Genomic DNA, 16,234 nt, shown 5'->3' with positions numbered 1-16,234 from the left:
GCGAGCTTCGGCTCGCCTTTTTGCGTTCTGCACGGCTGTGATCAGGGCGTCAGGATAACCTTGACACTGTCGTCCACATCCGCGGAATCGATGTAGCCGATGGCGCCTGGTGTGGAGGCGACCTGGGCCTTCATGCCCGAAGCACTGCCGGCTTCCGCCGGAGGCTGACCACGACCGGTGAACACCTGCTGGGACCAGAAGGCCTTCAGTTGGGCGTCGTTACGGCCGGTCACCTTGTCATGGAATTCGGCACGGGTGGCGTTGCCTTCCGGGAGTTCAAACGGCTTCGCGCTCTGGCCATTCGGCAGGGCTTTGCTGCGGTTCAGATACAGATCCCGTACTTCGTTGGCGCTGATGCTGTCCGGGCCGGACGGGTTGCCGATCACCACGACTTCGGCCAGGGCCAGGGGGCTTGCCAGCAAGCTGGCCGCAAACAACAGGCTAAGCTTTTTCATGGGGCCTCCTTAGAATGCCGAGTCGATTTTGACGGTGTAGACGTTGGTGCTGTCCGTGCCCGAAGCCAGAATATAACTTGGGTTCAGGTTGCCAGTGCCCTTTTCGAAACCACGGGAATGGGTGTAATCGGCTTTGATGGCCACGCCCGGAGTAATGTCCCAGCGCGTGCCGATGCTGAAGTCTTCACGCTGGAAGTTCAGGATGGATTCGGGGGCGATCGGAGTGCCTCCTGTCGTTGTAACAAATCCGAGTCGCTCATCATCGTCCTTACTTTCAACCCAGCCAACTGCGATGTACGGCGTCCAGCTGCCAAACCGATGGCCGACAGACAAGTAGGCGGAGTCGGTATCGGCAAATTTGCCATCCACTTCAACGCGGGTGACTTCACCGATGATTTGCCAGGCACCATCGTCGTAACTAGCGCCGATGCCATAGAAATTGCCTCGTTCCCCATCGGCAATGACCGTATCTACGCTTACATTAGCGGGGGCCTGGGCTCCTAGCCGGGTCGCATCAATATCCGCCTCGGCGGTCGCCGCCACACCACGCACAGTCCACACGTAGTCGGTCCAGGTCAGGTTCATGCCTGCGATGTTGCGCAGCTGTACGTCGCCGGAGTTGCCATCTTCATCGGTAAAGCCGGTGAAGCCGGTTGCGGTCAGCGAGGAGTTGTCGAAGTTCAGGTTGTAGCTGGCATCCGCACCAACATAGCTGGTCACGGCAATCGGGCCATACACGCTCTGGGGCGGGCGGGCCCACGGCTGGGCGTAGCCGACTTCCAGGGAGTCGGAGTACATGAAGAACGGAATCCGCATCTTGCCGGCCCGAATCTGCAGGTTGTTGGTGGGGCGGTGGCTCAGATAGGCCCACTCCACCTGGGGTTCCCAGTCATCTTCGCCCCGGCCGACCAGTTGCATCACAATCTGGCTCTTCTGTGTGACGTCAAAGGTGCCCTGCAGGGCGAACAGGCTCAGATCCGCCACTTCGGATTCGTCGGTGATTCCGGCGTAACCGGCATCGTTGCTGGCCCGGGCGAAACCGGTGCTGAAAAAGCCGTTGAAGCGAATGCCAGTGTCTTTCGCGGAGTTCAGCTGCTGCTGCATGCGCTCGAGGGTGTCCTCGGTACTCTGTGCCAGAGCCGGGGTCGCGGCAATGGCGAGCGCCAGGGGCGCTGCAGTAAACAGTTTTTTCATCAGGAGTTTCCTTTTTCTGGGGTTTTACTTAAACGCGGAACTGCCCGGCCACGCTCTGCAAGCCATTACTGACGTCCTGGATCTTGCGGCTGACCGTATCCAGCTCATCGGTGCTTTCCATCACGGCCTCGGCGTTGCGATGCATGTCGCCCATATGGCCAGTGACTTCGCTGAAGGTGGTGCTTTGTTCATAGGTGGCCGCGGCAATCTGCTCGTTCAGTTCGCTGATCTGCTGAACGTTCTCGAGAATCTTGCGCAGGACCTCGCCAGACTCGGTGGTGGCATCCACGCCCTGCCTGGCCATGTCTACGCTGCCTTGCATGGAATGCACGGCGGCACCGGAGGCTTTGGAGAGTTCTGAAATCACCTGCTGGATTTCTTCCGTGGCCTTGTGGGTGCGCACCGCCAGGCCGCGAACTTCATCTGCGACCACGGCAAAGCCACGGCCGTGTTCACCGGCGCGGGCAGCTTCAATGGCGGCATTCAGGGCCAGCAGGTTGGTCTGCTCGGCCACGGTCTGAATGGTTTCCAGCAGTCCGCCCACCTTCACGGAGAACTCATCGAACTGGTTGACCAGGCTTGCAGTGTTCTCGATTTCTGCCATCAGTCGCTGGATGGTCTGTATGTTGCCCTCGACCTTCTGCTGCCCGGTGGTCGCAAACTTGGATGCGTCCTGGGTCTGGTCGGAGGCGCTGGAGGCAAAGCCCGCCACTTCCTCAACGCTTTTTACCAGCTCTTCCACGGAATTGCGGGTGGAGGAGATGGCCTGGGCCTGCTGGCTGATGCGTTCAAGATTGGTGCGGCTGGTGCTGCCCAGATGCGTGGCGACGCCGTTAAGCTCACCGATGTCCTGCTGGATGGTGGCAAAGGATTTATGCAGTTTTTCAACAAAGCGGTTGAACTGGTCCACCAGATCCCGGAGTTCATCCTTGCCGGTGTACTCGATGCGGGAGGTCAGATCGCCTTCGCCAGAAGCCATGTTCCGCAGGGAACTGATGATTTGCTGCAGGCTGCCGGAGACCGATCGACCGATAATCAGGCTCAGTGCAATCAGGACAACCAGGGCGACCACCACGATCGTCACGGAGACGGTGGCGGCTTCGCTGCTGGCCGCCGTGGTGTCGTCAATGGCCTGGGTCAGGCGGCTCTCCATGGCATTGCGCATCTGGTCGAGATCCGAGCGCAGACCCGCCAGGCGCTCGGCGTTGGCGGATGCTTCCTGGCCTATGCGACTGAAATCGGCGGTGCCCTCGATAATCGCGGTGGCGATGCGAGTGGCGGTGCTGTAGTAGCCGTTCAGTTCGGATTTCAGCGCTTTTACGTCGCTCTGCTGGCTCGGGTTAAGCTGGGCAATGCGGTCAAGATTCTCGATGATCTCGGCGAGTTGCTCTCGGGTAGCCGCAATCTGCTGATCGTCGCCCGTGGTGACGGCGCTGTTGATCTAGTTTTCGATGAGTTGCAGCAGACCCCGGTTGATGGTGGAGAGTTCCAGGGACGGATAGAGCTGGTTGCGCACCTCTCCCAGTCGTTCCGAGTTGTTTCGTTCCGTGATGACGGAAAAGGTCTGGCTCACTACGAAAGCCACCACGGCTACAATCACCAGCAGCGCGAGTGTAGGTTGTTTTTTTGAACGCATGACACAGAATTAATGTGTCAGTGTGTTAAGTGCTGTATCGGCCAAACTGGCTGTCTCTTTAAGCCTAGAGCCTTGAATTGGCCTGTATATACTCTTGAGGGGGTAGTTTGTGCCAGGGGAGGCAGCCGGGCTCTTGGCTGGTATACTGGGCTGTAAATTTAACCAGTAATGAAGCCTTGCTCCATGGATGTCTCTCATATTATTGATTCCCTGAACGACGCCCAGCGCGAAGCGGTGACGGCGCAGAACGACCATTTGCTGGTGCTGGCCGGTGCCGGCAGTGGCAAAACCCGCGTGCTGGTGCACCGGATGGCATGGTTGATGTCGGTTGACCGGGTGCCGCCCACGTCCATTCTGGCGGTGACTTTCACCAACAAGGCCGCCAAGGAAATGCGTTATCGCGTGGAGCAGATGATGCAGATTCCCACCCGTGGTCTGTGGATCGGCACCTTTCACGGAATTGCCCATCGTTTGCTTCGTTCCCACTGGAAAGACGCCGGCTTGCCGGAAAACTTCCAGGTGTTGGACAGCGACGATCAGTTGCGGCTGATCAAGCGGGTGATGCGGGAAAACCGCATTGATGAAAGCCAGTGGCCGCCGAAACAGGCTCAGTGGTTTATCAACAGCCAGAAAGATGAGGGCTTGCGGGCGGATCATATTCAGGAGAATCCGGGCGATCACTTCACCAATACCATGCTGAAGATCTACCGCCAGTACGAGAAGCTCTGCCAGCAGGGCGGCCTGGTGGATTTTGGCGAACTGTTGCTGCGGTCCCACGAACTCTGGCTGCATCGTCCGGAATTGCTGAGTCACTACCAGCAGCGCTTCCAGCACATACTGGTGGACGAGTTCCAGGACACCAACACCATTCAATACGCCTGGCTGCAGGTGCTGGCCAGCAACCGGGTGCCGCTGACGGTGGTGGGCGATGACGACCAGTCCATCTACGGCTGGCGGGGCGCGAAGATCGAGAATATCCAGCAGTACCAGCGGGATTTCCCCAATTCCCGGCTGGTCCGGCTGGAGCAGAACTACCGCTCCACCAAGACCATTCTGAAAGCCGCCAACTCGGTGATTGCCAACAACCAGGGGCGTTTGGGCAAGGAACTCTGGACTGACGGGGTGGAAGGTGAGCCGATCAGTCTGTACGCCGCGTTCAACGAGCAGGACGAAGCCAACTACATTGCCGATTCCATCTCGGCCTGGGTCAGCGAGGGCAATCTGCGCAGCGAGTGCGCCATTCTCTATCGTTCCAATGCCCAGTCCCGGGTGCTCGAAGAAGCCCTGATGCGCCAGGGTATTCCTTATCGAGTTTACGGCGGGTTGCGGTTCTACGACCGTCAGGAAATCCGAAACGCGCTGGCTTACCTGCGCCTGGTGCATTACCACCGGGACGATGCCGCCTTTGAGCGGGTGGTGAATATTCCCACCCGCGGCATTGGTGCCAAGAGCCTGCAGGAAATTCGTGAATACGCCACCGGCCAGGGTATTTCCCTGTGGGAATCGTCCGAGCGGTTACTGGCCGCAGGCCAGGTGAAGGGTCGGGCGAAAACCGGCCTGCAGCAGTTTATGGAGATCATCAACACGCTGTCTGAAATGGCGGGGCACGCTTCCCTGCAGGGGCTGATGAAGCAGGCCATAGAGTCCAGCGGCCTGAAGGATTATCACGCCAGTGAGAAGGGCGAGAAGGGGCAGGCCCGGGTGGAAAACCTGGAGGAACTGGTCAGTGCGCTGGCGGATTATGATGTAGAAGAAGGTGTAGATCCGCTGGCGGAGTTTATTGCCCAGGCGGCGCTGGATGCTGGCGAATCACAGGCCGATGTCCATGAGGACAGTGTGCAGTTGATGACGCTGCATTCGGCCAAGGGGTTGGAGTTTCCGATGGTGTTCCTGGCAGGTGTTGAGGAGGGTTTGTTCCCGCACAGTATGTCGCTGGAGGAGCCCGGGCGCATGGAGGAAGAGCGCCGCCTGGCCTATGTGGGCATTACCCGGGCCATGAAGAGGCTGGTACTTACTTACGCGGAATCCCGTCGCCTGTATGGTCAGGAGAAGTTTCATGCACTGTCCCGGTTTGTCCGGGAGATCCCGGGGGACTGCCTGCAGGAGGTGCGGTTGCGTAATACGGTGACGCGGCCGGCGATGGTGGAGCGACCGAATGAGAGTCTGTTTGCCCAGGATTCGGCCCAGCAGTCTGGCTTCAGTCTGGGCCAGCGGGTTCGGCATCCGAAGTTCGGTGAGGGTATCGTGATGAACTCCGAGGGTACGGGGCATCATACGCGGGTGCAGGTGAACTTCGATGAGGGCGCCAAGTGGCTGGTGCTGGCTTATGCGCCTTTGGAGGCCTGTTAAACGGTTGAGTTAGCGTCATGCAGCCTTCGAGTAAGGGGGCTGCATGACGGTGGGAACGTCTTTCCAAAAAGCGCTCGAGCCGTCCATGGGCGCTTGTGTTCCGCCATCCCTGGCTCCACAAATTTTTGGAAAGCCAACCCCAACCCGGCACTCTTGGTGCTGTGCAGGCCGCCAAGTATTTAAAGAAAACGGTTTACATCAGAACCGCGTAAATCACCCCAGCCAGAATGATCCGGTAAATCACATACGGCCACATGCCCACCTTGTTCAGCCACTTCAGGAAGAAGTGGATGGCGGTAATGGCCATCAGGAACGAGGTGACGCCGCCGATCAGAAAGCCATTCCAGTCCACGATCACGTCGGATGTTGCCACTTCCAGCAGTTTTACCGCCGACGCCAGCACGATAATCGGAATCGCCAGCAGGAAGGAAAACCGCGAGGCGGTTTCCCGGGTCATGCCCAGGAACAGGCCGGCGGTGATGGTGACGCCCGAGCGGGAGGTGCCGGGGACCAGAGCCATGGCCTGGGCGACGCCAACGATAACAGCGTCTTTCCAGTTCAGGGAATCCATGGTGCGCTGGCGTTTGGGGAGCCAGTCGGCAATGCCAAGAAGGATGCCGAACACCAGTGTGGTGAAGAAGATCACCGAGGCGCCCCGCAGTTCGTTGTCGATCATGTCGAGCAGGGCCAGGCCCGCGAGGCCCGCCGGGATGGTGCCGATCACCAGGTACCAGGCCAGGGCGCCCTGGCCGACGATTTTGCGCTGGCCCATGGAAATCAGGCCGTCCCGGGCGATGCCGAAGACATCCCGGCGGAAGTAGAGCACCACCGCCAGCAGTGTGCCCACGTGCACCGACAGGTCAAAGCCGACGCCCTGGTCTTCCCAGCCAAAGAAGGCCGGTGTCAGGATCAGGTGGGCGGAGCTGGATATGGGCAGGAATTCGGTCAGTCCCTGGAGGAGGCCAAGGAAAAGGGCCTGGAAAATATCCATTCTTTTAATTCCGGTCGGTGGTGCTGATTAACGGGTTCGACGCTCGAAAAACGAGCGCGATATTAGCAGGGTGGTTGTCGGCTGAACAGGCGCGGATAGCGACGCGCCTGTTCAGCTTAATCGTTCAGGCCGGGAACTTGTCCCGGGTGTTATTGGCGATGCGCACCAGGGCGAGCATCAAGGGCACTTCCACCAGTACGCCCACCACCGTGGCCAGGGCCGCGCCCGATTGCAGGCCGAACAGGGCAATGGCCGCCGCGACCGCCAGCTCAAAGAAGTTGCTGGCACCGATCATGGCTCCTGGGGCGGCGATGCAGTGGCGCACCTTCCAGAGCCTGGCCCAGCCGTAAGCGAGCAGGAAGATAAACACAGTCTGGATAACCAGTGGCACCGCAATCAGCAGTATGTGCAACGGATTTTGCAGAATGACTTCACCCTGGAAGGCGAACAGCAAGACCAGGGTGACGATCAACGCGGCAGGCGTCACCGGGCTGAGGCGTTTCATAAATACGTTGTCGTACCACTGTTCGCCGTGGCGGGCGATCAGGGTCCGGCGGGTCAGGTAACCGGCGGTAAGCGGGATCACGATGTATAAGACCACCGACAGAATCACCGTATCCCAGGGTACCTGGATGTCGGAAATCCCTAGAAGGAAAACCACAATCGGCGCAAAGGCGAACAGCATGATGATGTCGTTCAGGGACACCTGCACCAGGGTGTAGGCGGCATCGCCCTTGGTCAGGTAACTCCAGACAAATACCATGGCGGTGCAGGGCGCAGCCCCCAGTAGAATGGCGCCGGCCAGGTATTCGCTGGCCAGTTGTGGGGCGATCCAGGGTTTAAACACCACCATCAGGAAAAACCAGGCAATGGCGAACATGGTGAAGGGTTTGATCAGCCAGTTCACGATAGTGGTGATAGCGAGGCCCTTCGGCTCTTTTCGCACCCCGACCACGGCGCTGAAATCGATCTGCGCCATCATCGGGAAAATCATCGCCCAGATCAGGATGGCGATAGGGATGGACACCTGGGCGTATTCAAAGCGGGACAGGGTCTCGGGAATCGAGGGGGCAAGCTGCCCGAGGGCTACACCGGCCACAATGGCCAGTGCCACCCACACGGACAGGTAACGCCCGAACAGGTCCAGGCCGCCGTCAGTGGTTTCAACCGTGTTCACATCGCTTTTGCTGCTCATGGCATATCCTTAAATGGAACGTTGGTTCACACGCTTCGACAGTTCTTCGGCGCTTTCCTTGCGTTCGGAGTAGCGGTCGGTGAGGTAATCACTGCGGTCCCGTACCAGCAGGGTGAACTTTACCAGCTCTTCCATGACATCCACGATGCGATCATAGTAAGGCGAGGGCTTCATGCGATCATTGCCATCAAATTCCATGAAGGCTTTGGGCACCGAGGACTGGTTCGGAATGGTGACCATGCGCATCCACCGGCCCAGCACCCGCAGCTGATTAACGGCGTTGAATGACTGGGAGCCACCACATACCTGCATCACTGCCAGGGTTTTGCCCTGTGTCGGCCGAACCGCACCCAGGGACAGAGGTATCCAGTCGATCTGGGTTTTCATGATGCCGGTCATGGCGCCGTGGCGTTCCGGGGAGCACCACACCATGCCCTCACTCCACTGCACCAGTTCCCGCAGTTCCTGAACCTTGGGGTGGCTGGCGTCTTCGGCATCCGCCAGGGGCAGGCCGCGGGGGTTAAAGATACGGGTTTCCGCGCCCATGGCTTCCAGCAGGCGGGCGGATTCTTCCACCGCCAGGCGGCTGAACGAGCGTTCGCGCAGGGAGCCGTATAGCAATAGAATCCGGGCTGGATGCTCGGAGGCCGGGGCCTCGAATACCTTCGATGCCGTGGGAGCATTGAACAGCTCAGCTTTGATGTTGGGAAGATCCGCGGTTGGCATGTTGATCGTCGATCCTTTACGTCATCAATGTGTCACACTAATATGCGAAAAACTGCATATTCGAATAAGCGTATATATTGGTCGGTAAATATGAAAGGTCAAGCCCATTACAATCCGATGACCCTGTTCAAGGCCCTGGGAGATGAACTCCGGCTTGCGGCCACGCTGTTGATCCACCGTCAGGGTGAGTTGTGCGTGTGCGAATTGATGGCGGCGTTTGAGGCGCCTCAGCCAAAAGTCAGTCGCCACCTGGCATCGCTGCGTGAAGCTGGCTTGCTGGAAACAGAGCGCCGGGGCCAATGGGTCTATTATTACCTTAGTCCGCAACTGCCAGACTGGATGGAGAGGGTGCTGGAGGAAACTGCCGTTAACAACCCGGCACTGATTAAGCAGCCGCTGGCCAGATTACAGGCCATGGCGGATCGCCCGGCGGTGCAGTGCCTCTGATCATTTATCGCACATACGGATCGCGAAGGTCGCAAGGAGAACATCATGAGCAAGATCAAAGTAGGCATTAACGGATTCGGCCGCATTGGCCGGCTGGCGCTGCGGGCCGCCTGGGGCTGGCCAGAGCTGGAATTCGTCGCCATCAACGATCCCGGCGCGGACACCCATACGCTGGCGCACCTGTTGAATTTTGACAGCGTACACGGCACCTGGAGTCGTGAAGCGATGGCCGATGGTGACGATATGCTGATTGACGGCCAGCGCATCCGCGTGACCCACAACAAAGCCATTGCCGATACCGACTGGTCCGGCTGTGACCTGGTGATCGAGGCCAGCGGAGTGAATAAAAAGGTCGCCGTGCTGCAGGGCTACCTGGATCAGGGTGTAAAGCGGGTGGTGGTGACTGCGCCGGTGAAAGAGTCAGGCGCCAAAAACATTGTGTTGGGCGTAAACGAGCACATCTTCGACCCGGCCAATGACCGCATTATCACCGCGGCCTCCTGCACCACTAACTGTCTGGCGCCGGTGGTGAAGGTGATCCACGAGAAACTGGGTATCAAGCACGGCTCCCTGACCACCATCCACAGCCTGACCAATACCCAGACCATCATTGATGCGCCCCACAAGGATCTGCGCCGGGCCCGTGCCTGTGGTAGCTCGCTGATTCCCACCAGCACCGGTTCCGCCACGGCGATTATCGAGATCTTCCCGGAGCTTAAAGGCAGGCTGGATGGCCATGCGGTGCGGATTCCGCTGACTAATGCCTCACTGACCGACTGCGTCTTTGAAGTAGAGAAACCCACGGATAAGGAAACTGTGAATCAACTGCTCAAGGACGCGGCCGAGGGCGAACTGAAAGACATCCTGGGCTACGAAGAGCGCCCGTTGGTGTCCATCGACTACAAAACCGACCCCCGCTCTTCCATCGTCGATGCCCTGTCCACCCTGGTGGTCAACGGCACCCATGTGAAAATTTACGCCTGGTACGATAACGAATGGGGCTACGCCAACCGTACCGTGGAACTGGCGCGCAAGGTGGGGCTGGCCTGATATGAGCGCGGCCATCCGCCAGTACCTGGTGATCACCGGCAATTACTGGGCCTTCACCCTGACCGATGGCGCCCTGCGAATGCTGGTGGTGCTGCACTTTCACCAGCTGGGCTATTCGCCGCTGGAAATCGCCCTGTTGTTCATCTTCTACGAGTTCTTCGGGGTGGTGACCAACCTGGTGGGCGGCTATCTCGGTGCCCGCATGGGCCTGAACCGCACCATGAATATCGGGCTGTTTCTGCAGATTGTGGCGCTGGCCATGCTGGCGGTGCCCGCGGCCGTGCTCACGGTGCCCTGGGTGATGGCGGCGCAAGCGTTGTCGGGTGTTGCCAAGGATCTGAACAAGATGTCCGCCAAGAGCGGTATCAAGCTGCTGGTGCCAGATGAGCAGCAGGGCACCCTGTACAAGTGGGTGGCCATTCTCACCGGCTCCAAGAACACCCTGAAAGGGGTGGGATTCTTTCTGGGCGGCGTGTTGCTGATGGCCGCCGGGTTTACCGGTGCGGTGATCCTCATGGCGGTGGCGCTGGGGCTGGTTTGGCTGGCCAGCCTGTTCCTGCTGGGTCAGGACCTGGGCAAGAGCAAGGCTAAACCCAAATTCAGCGAGATCCTGTCCAAGAGCCGGGCCATCAACGTGTTGTCGGCGGCCCGGATGTTTCTGTTTGGTGCCCGGGACGTGTGGTTTGTGGTGGCGTTGCCGGTGTATATGGCCACGGTATTCGGCTGGGACCACTGGAAAGTCGGCGGCTTTATGGCCAGCTGGATTATCGGCTATGGCTTTGTCCAGACTCTTGCGCCCAGAATCACCGGCCACGCCAACGGTAAGTCCGGTGCCGTGCTTTGGGCGGCATTGCTGGCGTTGGTTCCTGCCGCCATTGCCGGGGCTCTGTTGGCCGGTTGGTCGGCACAGGTGGTGGTGATTGGCGGTTTGCTGCTGTTCGGGGTGCTGTTTGCCATCAACTCCTCGCTGCACAGCTACCTGATTGTCAGCTACGCCCGGGGTGACGGTGTATCGCTGGATGTGGGGTTCTATTATATGTCCAACGCCGCCGGTCGGCTGCTGGGCACCATTCTCTCTGGCTGGGTGTACCAGGCCTACGGGCTGGAAGCCTGTTTGTGGATTTCCGCTGCCCTGGTAGCCACAGCGGCAGCGTTGTCAGTATGGTTGCCGGAACGAGCGGAGAAACCAATAGGAGAAAAAGGCTATGTCTGATTCCAATGTGGTGGTCATTACCGGTGCCAATCGGGGTATTGGTCTGGAGCTGGCCCGGCACTATGCCGCTGAGGGCTGCGAGGTCATTGGCGTATGCCGACAGTCCTCGGAAGAGCTTGCCGGTGTGGCGGGTCAGGTGATCGACGGCGTGGATGTCACCACCGATGCCGGCATCGATAAGCTGAAATCCGGTCTGGCCGGCAAGTCCATCAGCCTGCTGATCAATAACGCCGGACTGCTGCAGGACGAGCAGCTGGGTAGTATCGACTTCGATTCCATTCGCACCCAGATGGAAATCAACGCCTACGCCCCGCTGCGCGTGGCCGAAGCCCTGGTGCCTCTGATGGGGCAGGGCAGCAAGATCGCCAATATCACCAGCCGGATGGGCTCCATTGCCGATAATGACTCCGGCGGCCGCTACGGCTATCGCGCCTCCAAGGCGGCCCTGAATGCCTTTGGTAAATCACTGGCCGTGGATCTAAAACCACGGGGCATTGCCGTGGCTCAGTTGCATCCCGGTTATGTGAAAACGCGAATGGTGAACTTTGGCGGGCTGATCACGCCGGAGGAGTCTGCCAGGGGGCTGGCCGAACGCATTGCCAATCTGACCCTGGAGAATACCGGGTCGTTCTGGCACAGCAATGGTGAGGAACTGCCCTGGTGACTTGGCTTTGACCGGGCTGTTGTTGCAAGGGGTCAGCGTTGGCGCGCTGCGTGAAGTAACGCTGACCGTTCCCGGCGGACAGGTAGCGTGCCTGTCCGGTGCCTCTGGCAGTGGCAAGAGCCGGTTATTGCGCGCGGTGGCCGATCTGGAGCCCCACGGCGGTCAGATTTCTCTGGATAACCTCGATCAACAGAGTGTGCCGGCACACCAGTGGCGACGGCAGGTGGTAATGGTGCCGGCGGAAAGCCAGTGGTGGTTTGATGAGGTAAGCGCACACTTTCCTGAGGGGGCTTGTGAGCGTTTGCCTGCCGCTCTGGGTTTCACTGCCGAGGTTATGGACTGGTCGGTCAGCCGCTTGTCCTCCGGTGAGCGGCAAAGACTCGCGTTGTGGCGGGCCTTGATTCAGGAACCAGACGCGCTGCTGCTGGATGAACCGACCGCCAATCTGGATAACGAATCGACAGAGGCGATCGAACGCTGGCTGTTGCAGGAGATTGAACAGCGGCAGATCGCCACTCTGTGGGTCGCCCATGATTCCGCCCAGATTCATCGGGTAGCCAACGCTCACTATCGGATTCGAGGATCCGCACTGGAGCCTGTCCATGGAAGTGATTGACCTGGCCTGGTGGAAGCTGGGCCTGGCGGCCTTGCTGGTACTGGCGTTGGCAGCGACAGCCTACCTGGGGCGGCTGGGGATCACCCGCAGCCTGTTGGTGGCGGCCATACGAACGGTTATTCAGCTGGCTTTGATTGGCCTGGTACTGGAAGCCCTGTTTGCCTCTTCCGCCTTCTACTGGATTGCGCTGCTGGCGGCGGTCATGCTGCTGGTGGCAGGCCGGGAAGTGGTGGCGCGCCAGAGCCGACGCCTGAAAGGCGGGTGGGCGTTCGGGATCGGCACCGGCGCGATGTTCGTGTCGTCATTTACCGTGACCGTGCTGGCACTGGCGGTGGTGATTGGTCCGGAGCCCTGGTATACCCCTCAGTATGCGATTCCTTTGCTGGGTATGATGCTGGGCAACACCATGACCGGGGTCAGCCTGGCCCTGGATCGCCTGAATGACTCGGTCTGGCGCCAGCGGGCGGTGATCGAGAACCGGCTGATGCTGGGCCAGACCTGGCAGCAGGCACTGGAAGATATTCGCCGGGAAGCCATGCGCAGTGGCATGATGCCCTCCATCAACGCCATGGCGGCGGCCGGAATTGTCAGCCTGCCGGGCATGATGACCGGCCAGATACTGGCGGGCAGCCCGCCCGCGGTCGCCGTTAAGTACCAGATATTGGTTATGCTGTTTATTACCGTCGGCACGGGGTTTGGTGCAGTGATGGCGGTCAGTTGGGGAGGCCGGCGGCTGTTTGATGACCGGGAGCGCCTGCGGCTGGATCGTTTAACCAAACCGTGATCGGGCACCAAAGTCGCATGGGGTCTCAGTCGGGTTTCGAGCCAGGCTTGGTTTTCCGGTAACCACAAAGACAATAATATGACCAGCCTACTGCAACGTTATCCTTTGCCAGTCATTGTGCTCGCACAATTGTTCGGCACCTCCCTCTGGTTCAGCATCAACGGGGTCTGGCTATCCCTGTCCGCCGAACTCGGGTTAGCGGAATCGGATCTGGGCCGGCTTACGCTCTCTGTTCAGGCGGGTTTTATTGCCGGTACGCTTGCTCTGGCGGTGACCGGCCTGGCGGATCGCTTCGGCGCCAGCCGCATCTTCCTTATTTCGAGCCTGATGGGCGCACTGGCGAACGCCGGCTTTGTAGTGGTGGCCGGGGTGTTTCCGCTGGACAGCCTGTTCCGGTTCGCTACCGGCCTGTGTCTGGCCGGAATCTACCCCCTGGGTATGAAACTGGTGATTGCCTGGACACCTAAATACGCCGGCGCCGCCCTGGCCTGGCTGGTGGGTATGCTGACTCTGGGTACCGCTCTGCCACATCTGATGCGAGGGGTAACATCAGGTATGCCCTGGGAGTGGCCACTGTTTGCATCGTCCTGTCTGGCGCTACTGGGCGGGCTGTTGGTGTTTCTGTTGGGTGACGGGCCGCACCTGCCCAAAGCCAGTGGGCGGCTTCCCCTTAGACAGGGACTGTCTGCTTTGCGCCTGCCCCGGTTCCGGGCCGTGGCGGGTGGTTATTTTGGCCACATGTGGGAGCTATACGCCTTCTGGACGCTGGTGCCGCTGTTGATCGGGCGAGAACTGCAGCGGCTGGGACAGGGTGATGCCTTGATCCCCTGGTTGTCGTTTGCGGTGATCGGTATGGGTGCGGCTGGATGTATTGGCGGCGGCCGGATCAGTCGGACTCTGGGTAGTGAGTGGGTTGCCCGGCGGGCGTTGATGGTGTCCGGGGTATTGTGCCTGCTCTATCCCTGGATGAACGGGCTGCCCCCGGAGTTGTTGATGGCGGCGCTACTGGTTTGGGGCGTCGCTGTGGTGGCCGATTCCCCGCAATTCTCCGCGCTGGCTGCAGTCACGGCCCCGAAAGAAACCGTTGGCTCATCTCTGGCGGTCATGAACGCGGTCGGCTTTGGCCTGACCCTGCCGGCCATCTGGCTCACCAGTGGGCTCTGGAATGCCTGGGGTGTCTGGGTAGCGTTGCTGCTTTTGCCGGGACCGGTGTTCGGCCTGTGGTCTCTGAGCCGGGGAAAGCCCGAGGCCTGATATACTTGCCGATTACGTCGACCTCCTGCTTTGGACCGTCATGACCCAACGCATTCTGTTATTGTCCGCTTATGATGCTGCCAGTCATCAGCGCTGGCGCGAGCAACTGGTCACCATGCTGCCCGATTATCATTGGCAGACGCTGGCGCTTCCGCCCAGATTCTTTCAGTGGCGGATTCGAGGTAATCCGGTGAGCTGGCTGCATCAGCCCGGCCTGGACGAATCCTGGGACCTGGTCATTGCCACTTCCATGGTTGATCTGGCCACCTTGCGCGGGCTGCACCCTCGAATCGCGAACACCCCCTGCCTGCTTTATATGCATGAGAACCAGTTTGCCTTTCCGGTCAGCGATCAGCAGCGAGGCCGGGTAGAGCCGCAGATGGTCAATCTTTACAGCGCTCTGGCCGCCGATGCGGTGGTCTTTAACAGTGCCTGGAACCGGGACAGCTTTCTGCAGGGCGTCGAGGGCTTTCTCAACAAAATGCCGGATGCGGTGCCCGGCGGGGTGATAGAAATGCTCAGGGAAAGGTCTTCGGTGCTGCCGGTGCCGATTGAAGACCGGTTGTTTATCGAGCAGCCACGGTCCGTGAACCGGGAACGGCCGCATCTGTTATGGAATCATCGCTGGGAATACGACAAGGGGCCCGACCGGTTGTTCGGCCTGCTGGAACAGCTGGAGCAGCGCAAGCTGGACTATCGCATCAGTGTGGTGGGTGAAGGTTTTCGCAGCCGCCCGCAAGCCTTTGACCGGATTTACCAGCAATTTGCCCGCCGAATTGAACACTGGGGCTTTCTGGAGCACCGGCAAGATTACGACCAGCTGTTGCGCAGTGCCGATATCGTGGTGTCGACCGCCCTGCACGATTTTCAGGGTCTGGCGATGCTGGAGGCGATGGCATCCGGGTGCTTGCCGCTGGCACCGGACCGGCTGGCCTACCGGGAATATGTGCCGGCAGACTGCCGATACCGGAGCCTGGAATCCGATCCCGGCGGTGAATCTCTGGTGGCCGCTGAACGGCTGGTACGTCTGCTAAAGAAACCTCCCGAGCTTAACCCGCCACAAGGCTGGCGGGCGTCGGAACTGGCCCCTAAGTACCAGGCGCTGGTTCAGCAGTTAATGGCGAGGGCTTAGTGATTCTGCTCCGGAACTTCCCGGATGCGGCCATGCTCATCAATCGCCACGTACACAAACAGACCTTCAGTCACCTTGCGGGGTGTCTTGGAGGCGCGGTCCAGTGTCCAGACTTCCACGTTGATTTTCATGGAGCTGCGGCCGATGTCCACCAATTCACAGTAGCAGCCCACCTGGGAGCCCACACGCAAGGGTGACAGAAACTCCATTCTGTCCATCGCGACGGTGGCATTACGGCCCTGGGAAATGCGACCGGCCATGGTCGCTGCCGCAATATCCATCTGTTTGACCAGCCAGCCGGCGAAGACGTCGCCGTTGGCATTGGTGTCTGACGGCAGTGGCACCACCTGCAGCATCATCTCGCCCCGGGGGGCCGGTTTGTCATCATCGTACGCAGTCATCAGGATCGCCTGTACAGCTTGTGAGTTGTTTTCTGTGCATGGTAACGGGCTGGCGCGGGGCTGCAAGAAAATTTGAACAATGACAGCTATATTTCAAAAGCTGTAACAAAGTTGTCACAGAGTGCCC

At 59.6% G+C, this 16,234-nt stretch carries 17 protein-coding genes; 10 read left to right on the top strand and 7 right to left on the bottom strand.

Annotation, left to right across the window (positions count from 1 at the left end; all coding sequences use genetic code 11):
• Positions 1 to 41 precede the first annotated feature (41 nt).
• From QPL98_RS11295 to QPL98_RS11285, 3 genes are read right to left on the bottom strand one after another with little or no spacing between them, the layout of a single operon-like run.
• Positions 42 to 455, bottom strand: coding sequence for a substrate-binding domain-containing protein (locus QPL98_RS11295; protein WP_011787053.1), 414 nt, complete (start codon positions 453 to 455; stop codon positions 42 to 44).
• 9 nt (positions 456 to 464) lie between these two features.
• Positions 465 to 1,649 carry a hypothetical protein gene (locus QPL98_RS11290; RefSeq protein ID WP_303293273.1) on the bottom strand — a complete coding sequence of 395 codons (1,185 nt, stop codon included), beginning with the start codon at positions 1,647 to 1,649 and terminating at the stop codon, positions 465 to 467.
• A 28-nt stretch (positions 1,650 to 1,677) separates the two neighbouring features.
• Complete coding sequence (locus QPL98_RS11285; RefSeq protein ID WP_303293272.1) at positions 1,678 to 2,628, bottom strand: methyl-accepting chemotaxis protein; 951 nt, start codon at positions 2,626 to 2,628, stop codon at positions 1,678 to 1,680.
• Positions 2,629 to 2,649: 21 nt separating this feature from the next.
• Between QPL98_RS11285 and QPL98_RS11280 the strand changes: the two genes are divergently transcribed.
• Together QPL98_RS11280 and uvrD are read left to right on the top strand one after the other, a co-directional pair.
• Positions 2,650 to 3,279, top strand: coding sequence for a hypothetical protein (locus tag QPL98_RS11280; protein WP_303293271.1), 630 nt, complete (start codon positions 2,650 to 2,652; stop codon positions 3,277 to 3,279).
• 189 nt (positions 3,280 to 3,468) lie between these two features.
• The gene (gene uvrD, locus QPL98_RS11275) at positions 3,469 to 5,634 is read left to right on the top strand and encodes a DNA helicase II (RefSeq protein ID WP_303293270.1); all 2,166 of its coding nucleotides are present in this window, start codon (positions 3,469 to 3,471) and stop codon (positions 5,632 to 5,634) included.
• A gap of 193 nt (positions 5,635 to 5,827) precedes the next feature.
• Here uvrD and QPL98_RS11270 read toward each other — a convergent pair whose 3' ends face one another.
• From QPL98_RS11270 to arsH, 3 genes are all read right to left on the bottom strand, one after another.
• Positions 5,828 to 6,625: an undecaprenyl-diphosphate phosphatase gene (locus QPL98_RS11270; RefSeq protein ID WP_023012092.1), complete on the bottom strand. Its 798-nt coding sequence runs from the start codon at positions 6,623 to 6,625 to the stop codon at positions 5,828 to 5,830.
• Positions 6,626 to 6,749: 124 nt separating this feature from the next.
• Entirely contained in the window at positions 6,750 to 7,820 is a 1,071-nt protein-coding gene (gene arsB, locus QPL98_RS11265; protein WP_141067360.1) for an ACR3 family arsenite efflux transporter, read from the bottom strand.
• A gap of 9 nt (positions 7,821 to 7,829) precedes the next feature.
• On the bottom strand, positions 7,830 to 8,546 hold the full coding sequence (gene arsH / locus QPL98_RS11260; protein ID WP_011787046.1) for an arsenical resistance protein ArsH: 717 nt from the start codon (positions 8,544 to 8,546) through the stop codon (positions 7,830 to 7,832).
• Between the two features lie 90 nt (positions 8,547 to 8,636).
• Between arsH and QPL98_RS11255 the strand changes: the two genes are divergently transcribed.
• The 8 genes from QPL98_RS11255 to QPL98_RS11220 all read left to right on the top strand — a co-directional run bounded on the left by QPL98_RS11255 (position 8,637) and on the right by QPL98_RS11220 (position 15,706).
• Positions 8,637 to 8,993, top strand: coding sequence for a metalloregulator ArsR/SmtB family transcription factor (locus QPL98_RS11255; protein WP_236072941.1), 357 nt, complete (start codon positions 8,637 to 8,639; stop codon positions 8,991 to 8,993).
• 45 nt (positions 8,994 to 9,038) lie between these two features.
• The gene (locus QPL98_RS11250; RefSeq protein WP_303293269.1) at positions 9,039 to 10,043 is read left to right on the top strand and encodes an ArsJ-associated glyceraldehyde-3-phosphate dehydrogenase; all 1,005 of its coding nucleotides are present in this window, start codon (positions 9,039 to 9,041) and stop codon (positions 10,041 to 10,043) included.
• A gap of 1 nt (position 10,044) precedes the next feature.
• Positions 10,045 to 11,256: an organoarsenical effux MFS transporter ArsJ gene (gene arsJ / locus QPL98_RS11245; RefSeq protein WP_303293268.1), complete on the top strand. Its 1,212-nt coding sequence runs from the start codon at positions 10,045 to 10,047 to the stop codon at positions 11,254 to 11,256.
• Positions 11,249 to 11,920: an SDR family oxidoreductase gene (locus tag QPL98_RS11240; protein WP_273031721.1), complete on the top strand. Its 672-nt coding sequence runs from the start codon at positions 11,249 to 11,251 to the stop codon at positions 11,918 to 11,920. The genes arsJ and QPL98_RS11240 overlap by 8 nt, the downstream gene beginning before the upstream one ends.
• A gap of 7 nt (positions 11,921 to 11,927) precedes the next feature.
• Complete coding sequence (locus QPL98_RS11235; RefSeq protein ID WP_286896573.1) at positions 11,928 to 12,536, top strand: ATP-binding cassette domain-containing protein; 609 nt, start codon at positions 11,928 to 11,930, stop codon at positions 12,534 to 12,536.
• Positions 12,523 to 13,320 (top strand): iron export ABC transporter permease subunit FetB, encoded by a 798-nt coding sequence (gene fetB / locus QPL98_RS11230; RefSeq protein WP_286896575.1) that lies wholly within the window; start codon positions 12,523 to 12,525, stop codon positions 13,318 to 13,320. The genes QPL98_RS11235 and fetB overlap by 14 nt, the downstream gene beginning before the upstream one ends.
• A 78-nt stretch (positions 13,321 to 13,398) precedes the next feature.
• Entirely contained in the window at positions 13,399 to 14,574 is a 1,176-nt protein-coding gene (locus QPL98_RS11225; RefSeq protein ID WP_272999112.1) for an MFS transporter, read from the top strand.
• Positions 14,575 to 14,614: 40 nt separating this feature from the next.
• On the top strand, positions 14,615 to 15,706 hold the full coding sequence (locus QPL98_RS11220) for a DUF3524 domain-containing protein (protein WP_272999113.1): 1,092 nt from the start codon (positions 14,615 to 14,617) through the stop codon (positions 15,704 to 15,706).
• Here QPL98_RS11220 and QPL98_RS11215 read toward each other — a convergent pair.
• On the bottom strand, positions 15,703 to 16,107 hold the full coding sequence (locus tag QPL98_RS11215) for an acyl-CoA thioesterase (protein ID WP_011787037.1): 405 nt from the start codon (positions 16,105 to 16,107) through the stop codon (positions 15,703 to 15,705). The genes QPL98_RS11220 and QPL98_RS11215 overlap by 4 nt on opposite strands.
• Positions 16,108 to 16,234 lie beyond the last annotated feature (127 nt).

Source organism: Marinobacter sp. ST-43 (assembly GCF_030541085.1).
Taxonomy (GTDB): Bacteria; Pseudomonadota; Gammaproteobacteria; order Pseudomonadales; family Oleiphilaceae; genus Marinobacter; species Marinobacter nauticus.
This window is presented reverse-complemented; position numbering and strand designations above follow the sequence as displayed.

Coding starts and splice junctions, on each gene's coding strand:
- QPL98_RS11285 (WP_303293272.1), bottom strand. CDS start 2,628: ATGGCTTCTGGCGAAGGCGATCTGACCTCCCGCATCGAGTACACCGGC.
- arsB (WP_141067360.1), bottom strand. CDS start 7,820: ATGAGCAGCAAAAGCGATGTGAACACGGTTGAAACCACTGACGGCGGC.
- QPL98_RS11270 (WP_023012092.1), bottom strand. CDS start 6,625: ATGGATATTTTCCAGGCCCTTTTCCTTGGCCTCCTCCAGGGACTGACC.
- QPL98_RS11225 (WP_272999112.1), top strand. CDS start 13,399: ATGACCAGCCTACTGCAACGTTATCCTTTGCCAGTCATTGTGCTCGCA.
- QPL98_RS11295 (WP_011787053.1), bottom strand. CDS start 455: ATGAAAAAGCTTAGCCTGTTGTTTGCGGCCAGCTTGCTGGCAAGCCCC.
- uvrD (WP_303293270.1), top strand. CDS start 3,469: ATGGATGTCTCTCATATTATTGATTCCCTGAACGACGCCCAGCGCGAA.
- QPL98_RS11255 (WP_236072941.1), top strand. CDS start 8,637: ATGAAAGGTCAAGCCCATTACAATCCGATGACCCTGTTCAAGGCCCTG.
- arsJ (WP_303293268.1), top strand. CDS start 10,045: ATGAGCGCGGCCATCCGCCAGTACCTGGTGATCACCGGCAATTACTGG.
- arsH (WP_011787046.1), bottom strand. CDS start 8,546: ATGCCAACCGCGGATCTTCCCAACATCAAAGCTGAGCTGTTCAATGCT.
- QPL98_RS11250 (WP_303293269.1), top strand. CDS start 9,039: ATGAGCAAGATCAAAGTAGGCATTAACGGATTCGGCCGCATTGGCCGG.
- QPL98_RS11290 (WP_303293273.1), bottom strand. CDS start 1,649: ATGAAAAAACTGTTTACTGCAGCGCCCCTGGCGCTCGCCATTGCCGCG.
- QPL98_RS11215 (WP_011787037.1), bottom strand. CDS start 16,107: ATGACTGCGTACGATGATGACAAACCGGCCCCCCGGGGCGAGATGATG.
- QPL98_RS11220 (WP_272999113.1), top strand. CDS start 14,615: ATGACCCAACGCATTCTGTTATTGTCCGCTTATGATGCTGCCAGTCAT.
- QPL98_RS11240 (WP_273031721.1), top strand. CDS start 11,249: ATGTCTGATTCCAATGTGGTGGTCATTACCGGTGCCAATCGGGGTATT.
- fetB (WP_286896575.1), top strand. CDS start 12,523: ATGGAAGTGATTGACCTGGCCTGGTGGAAGCTGGGCCTGGCGGCCTTG.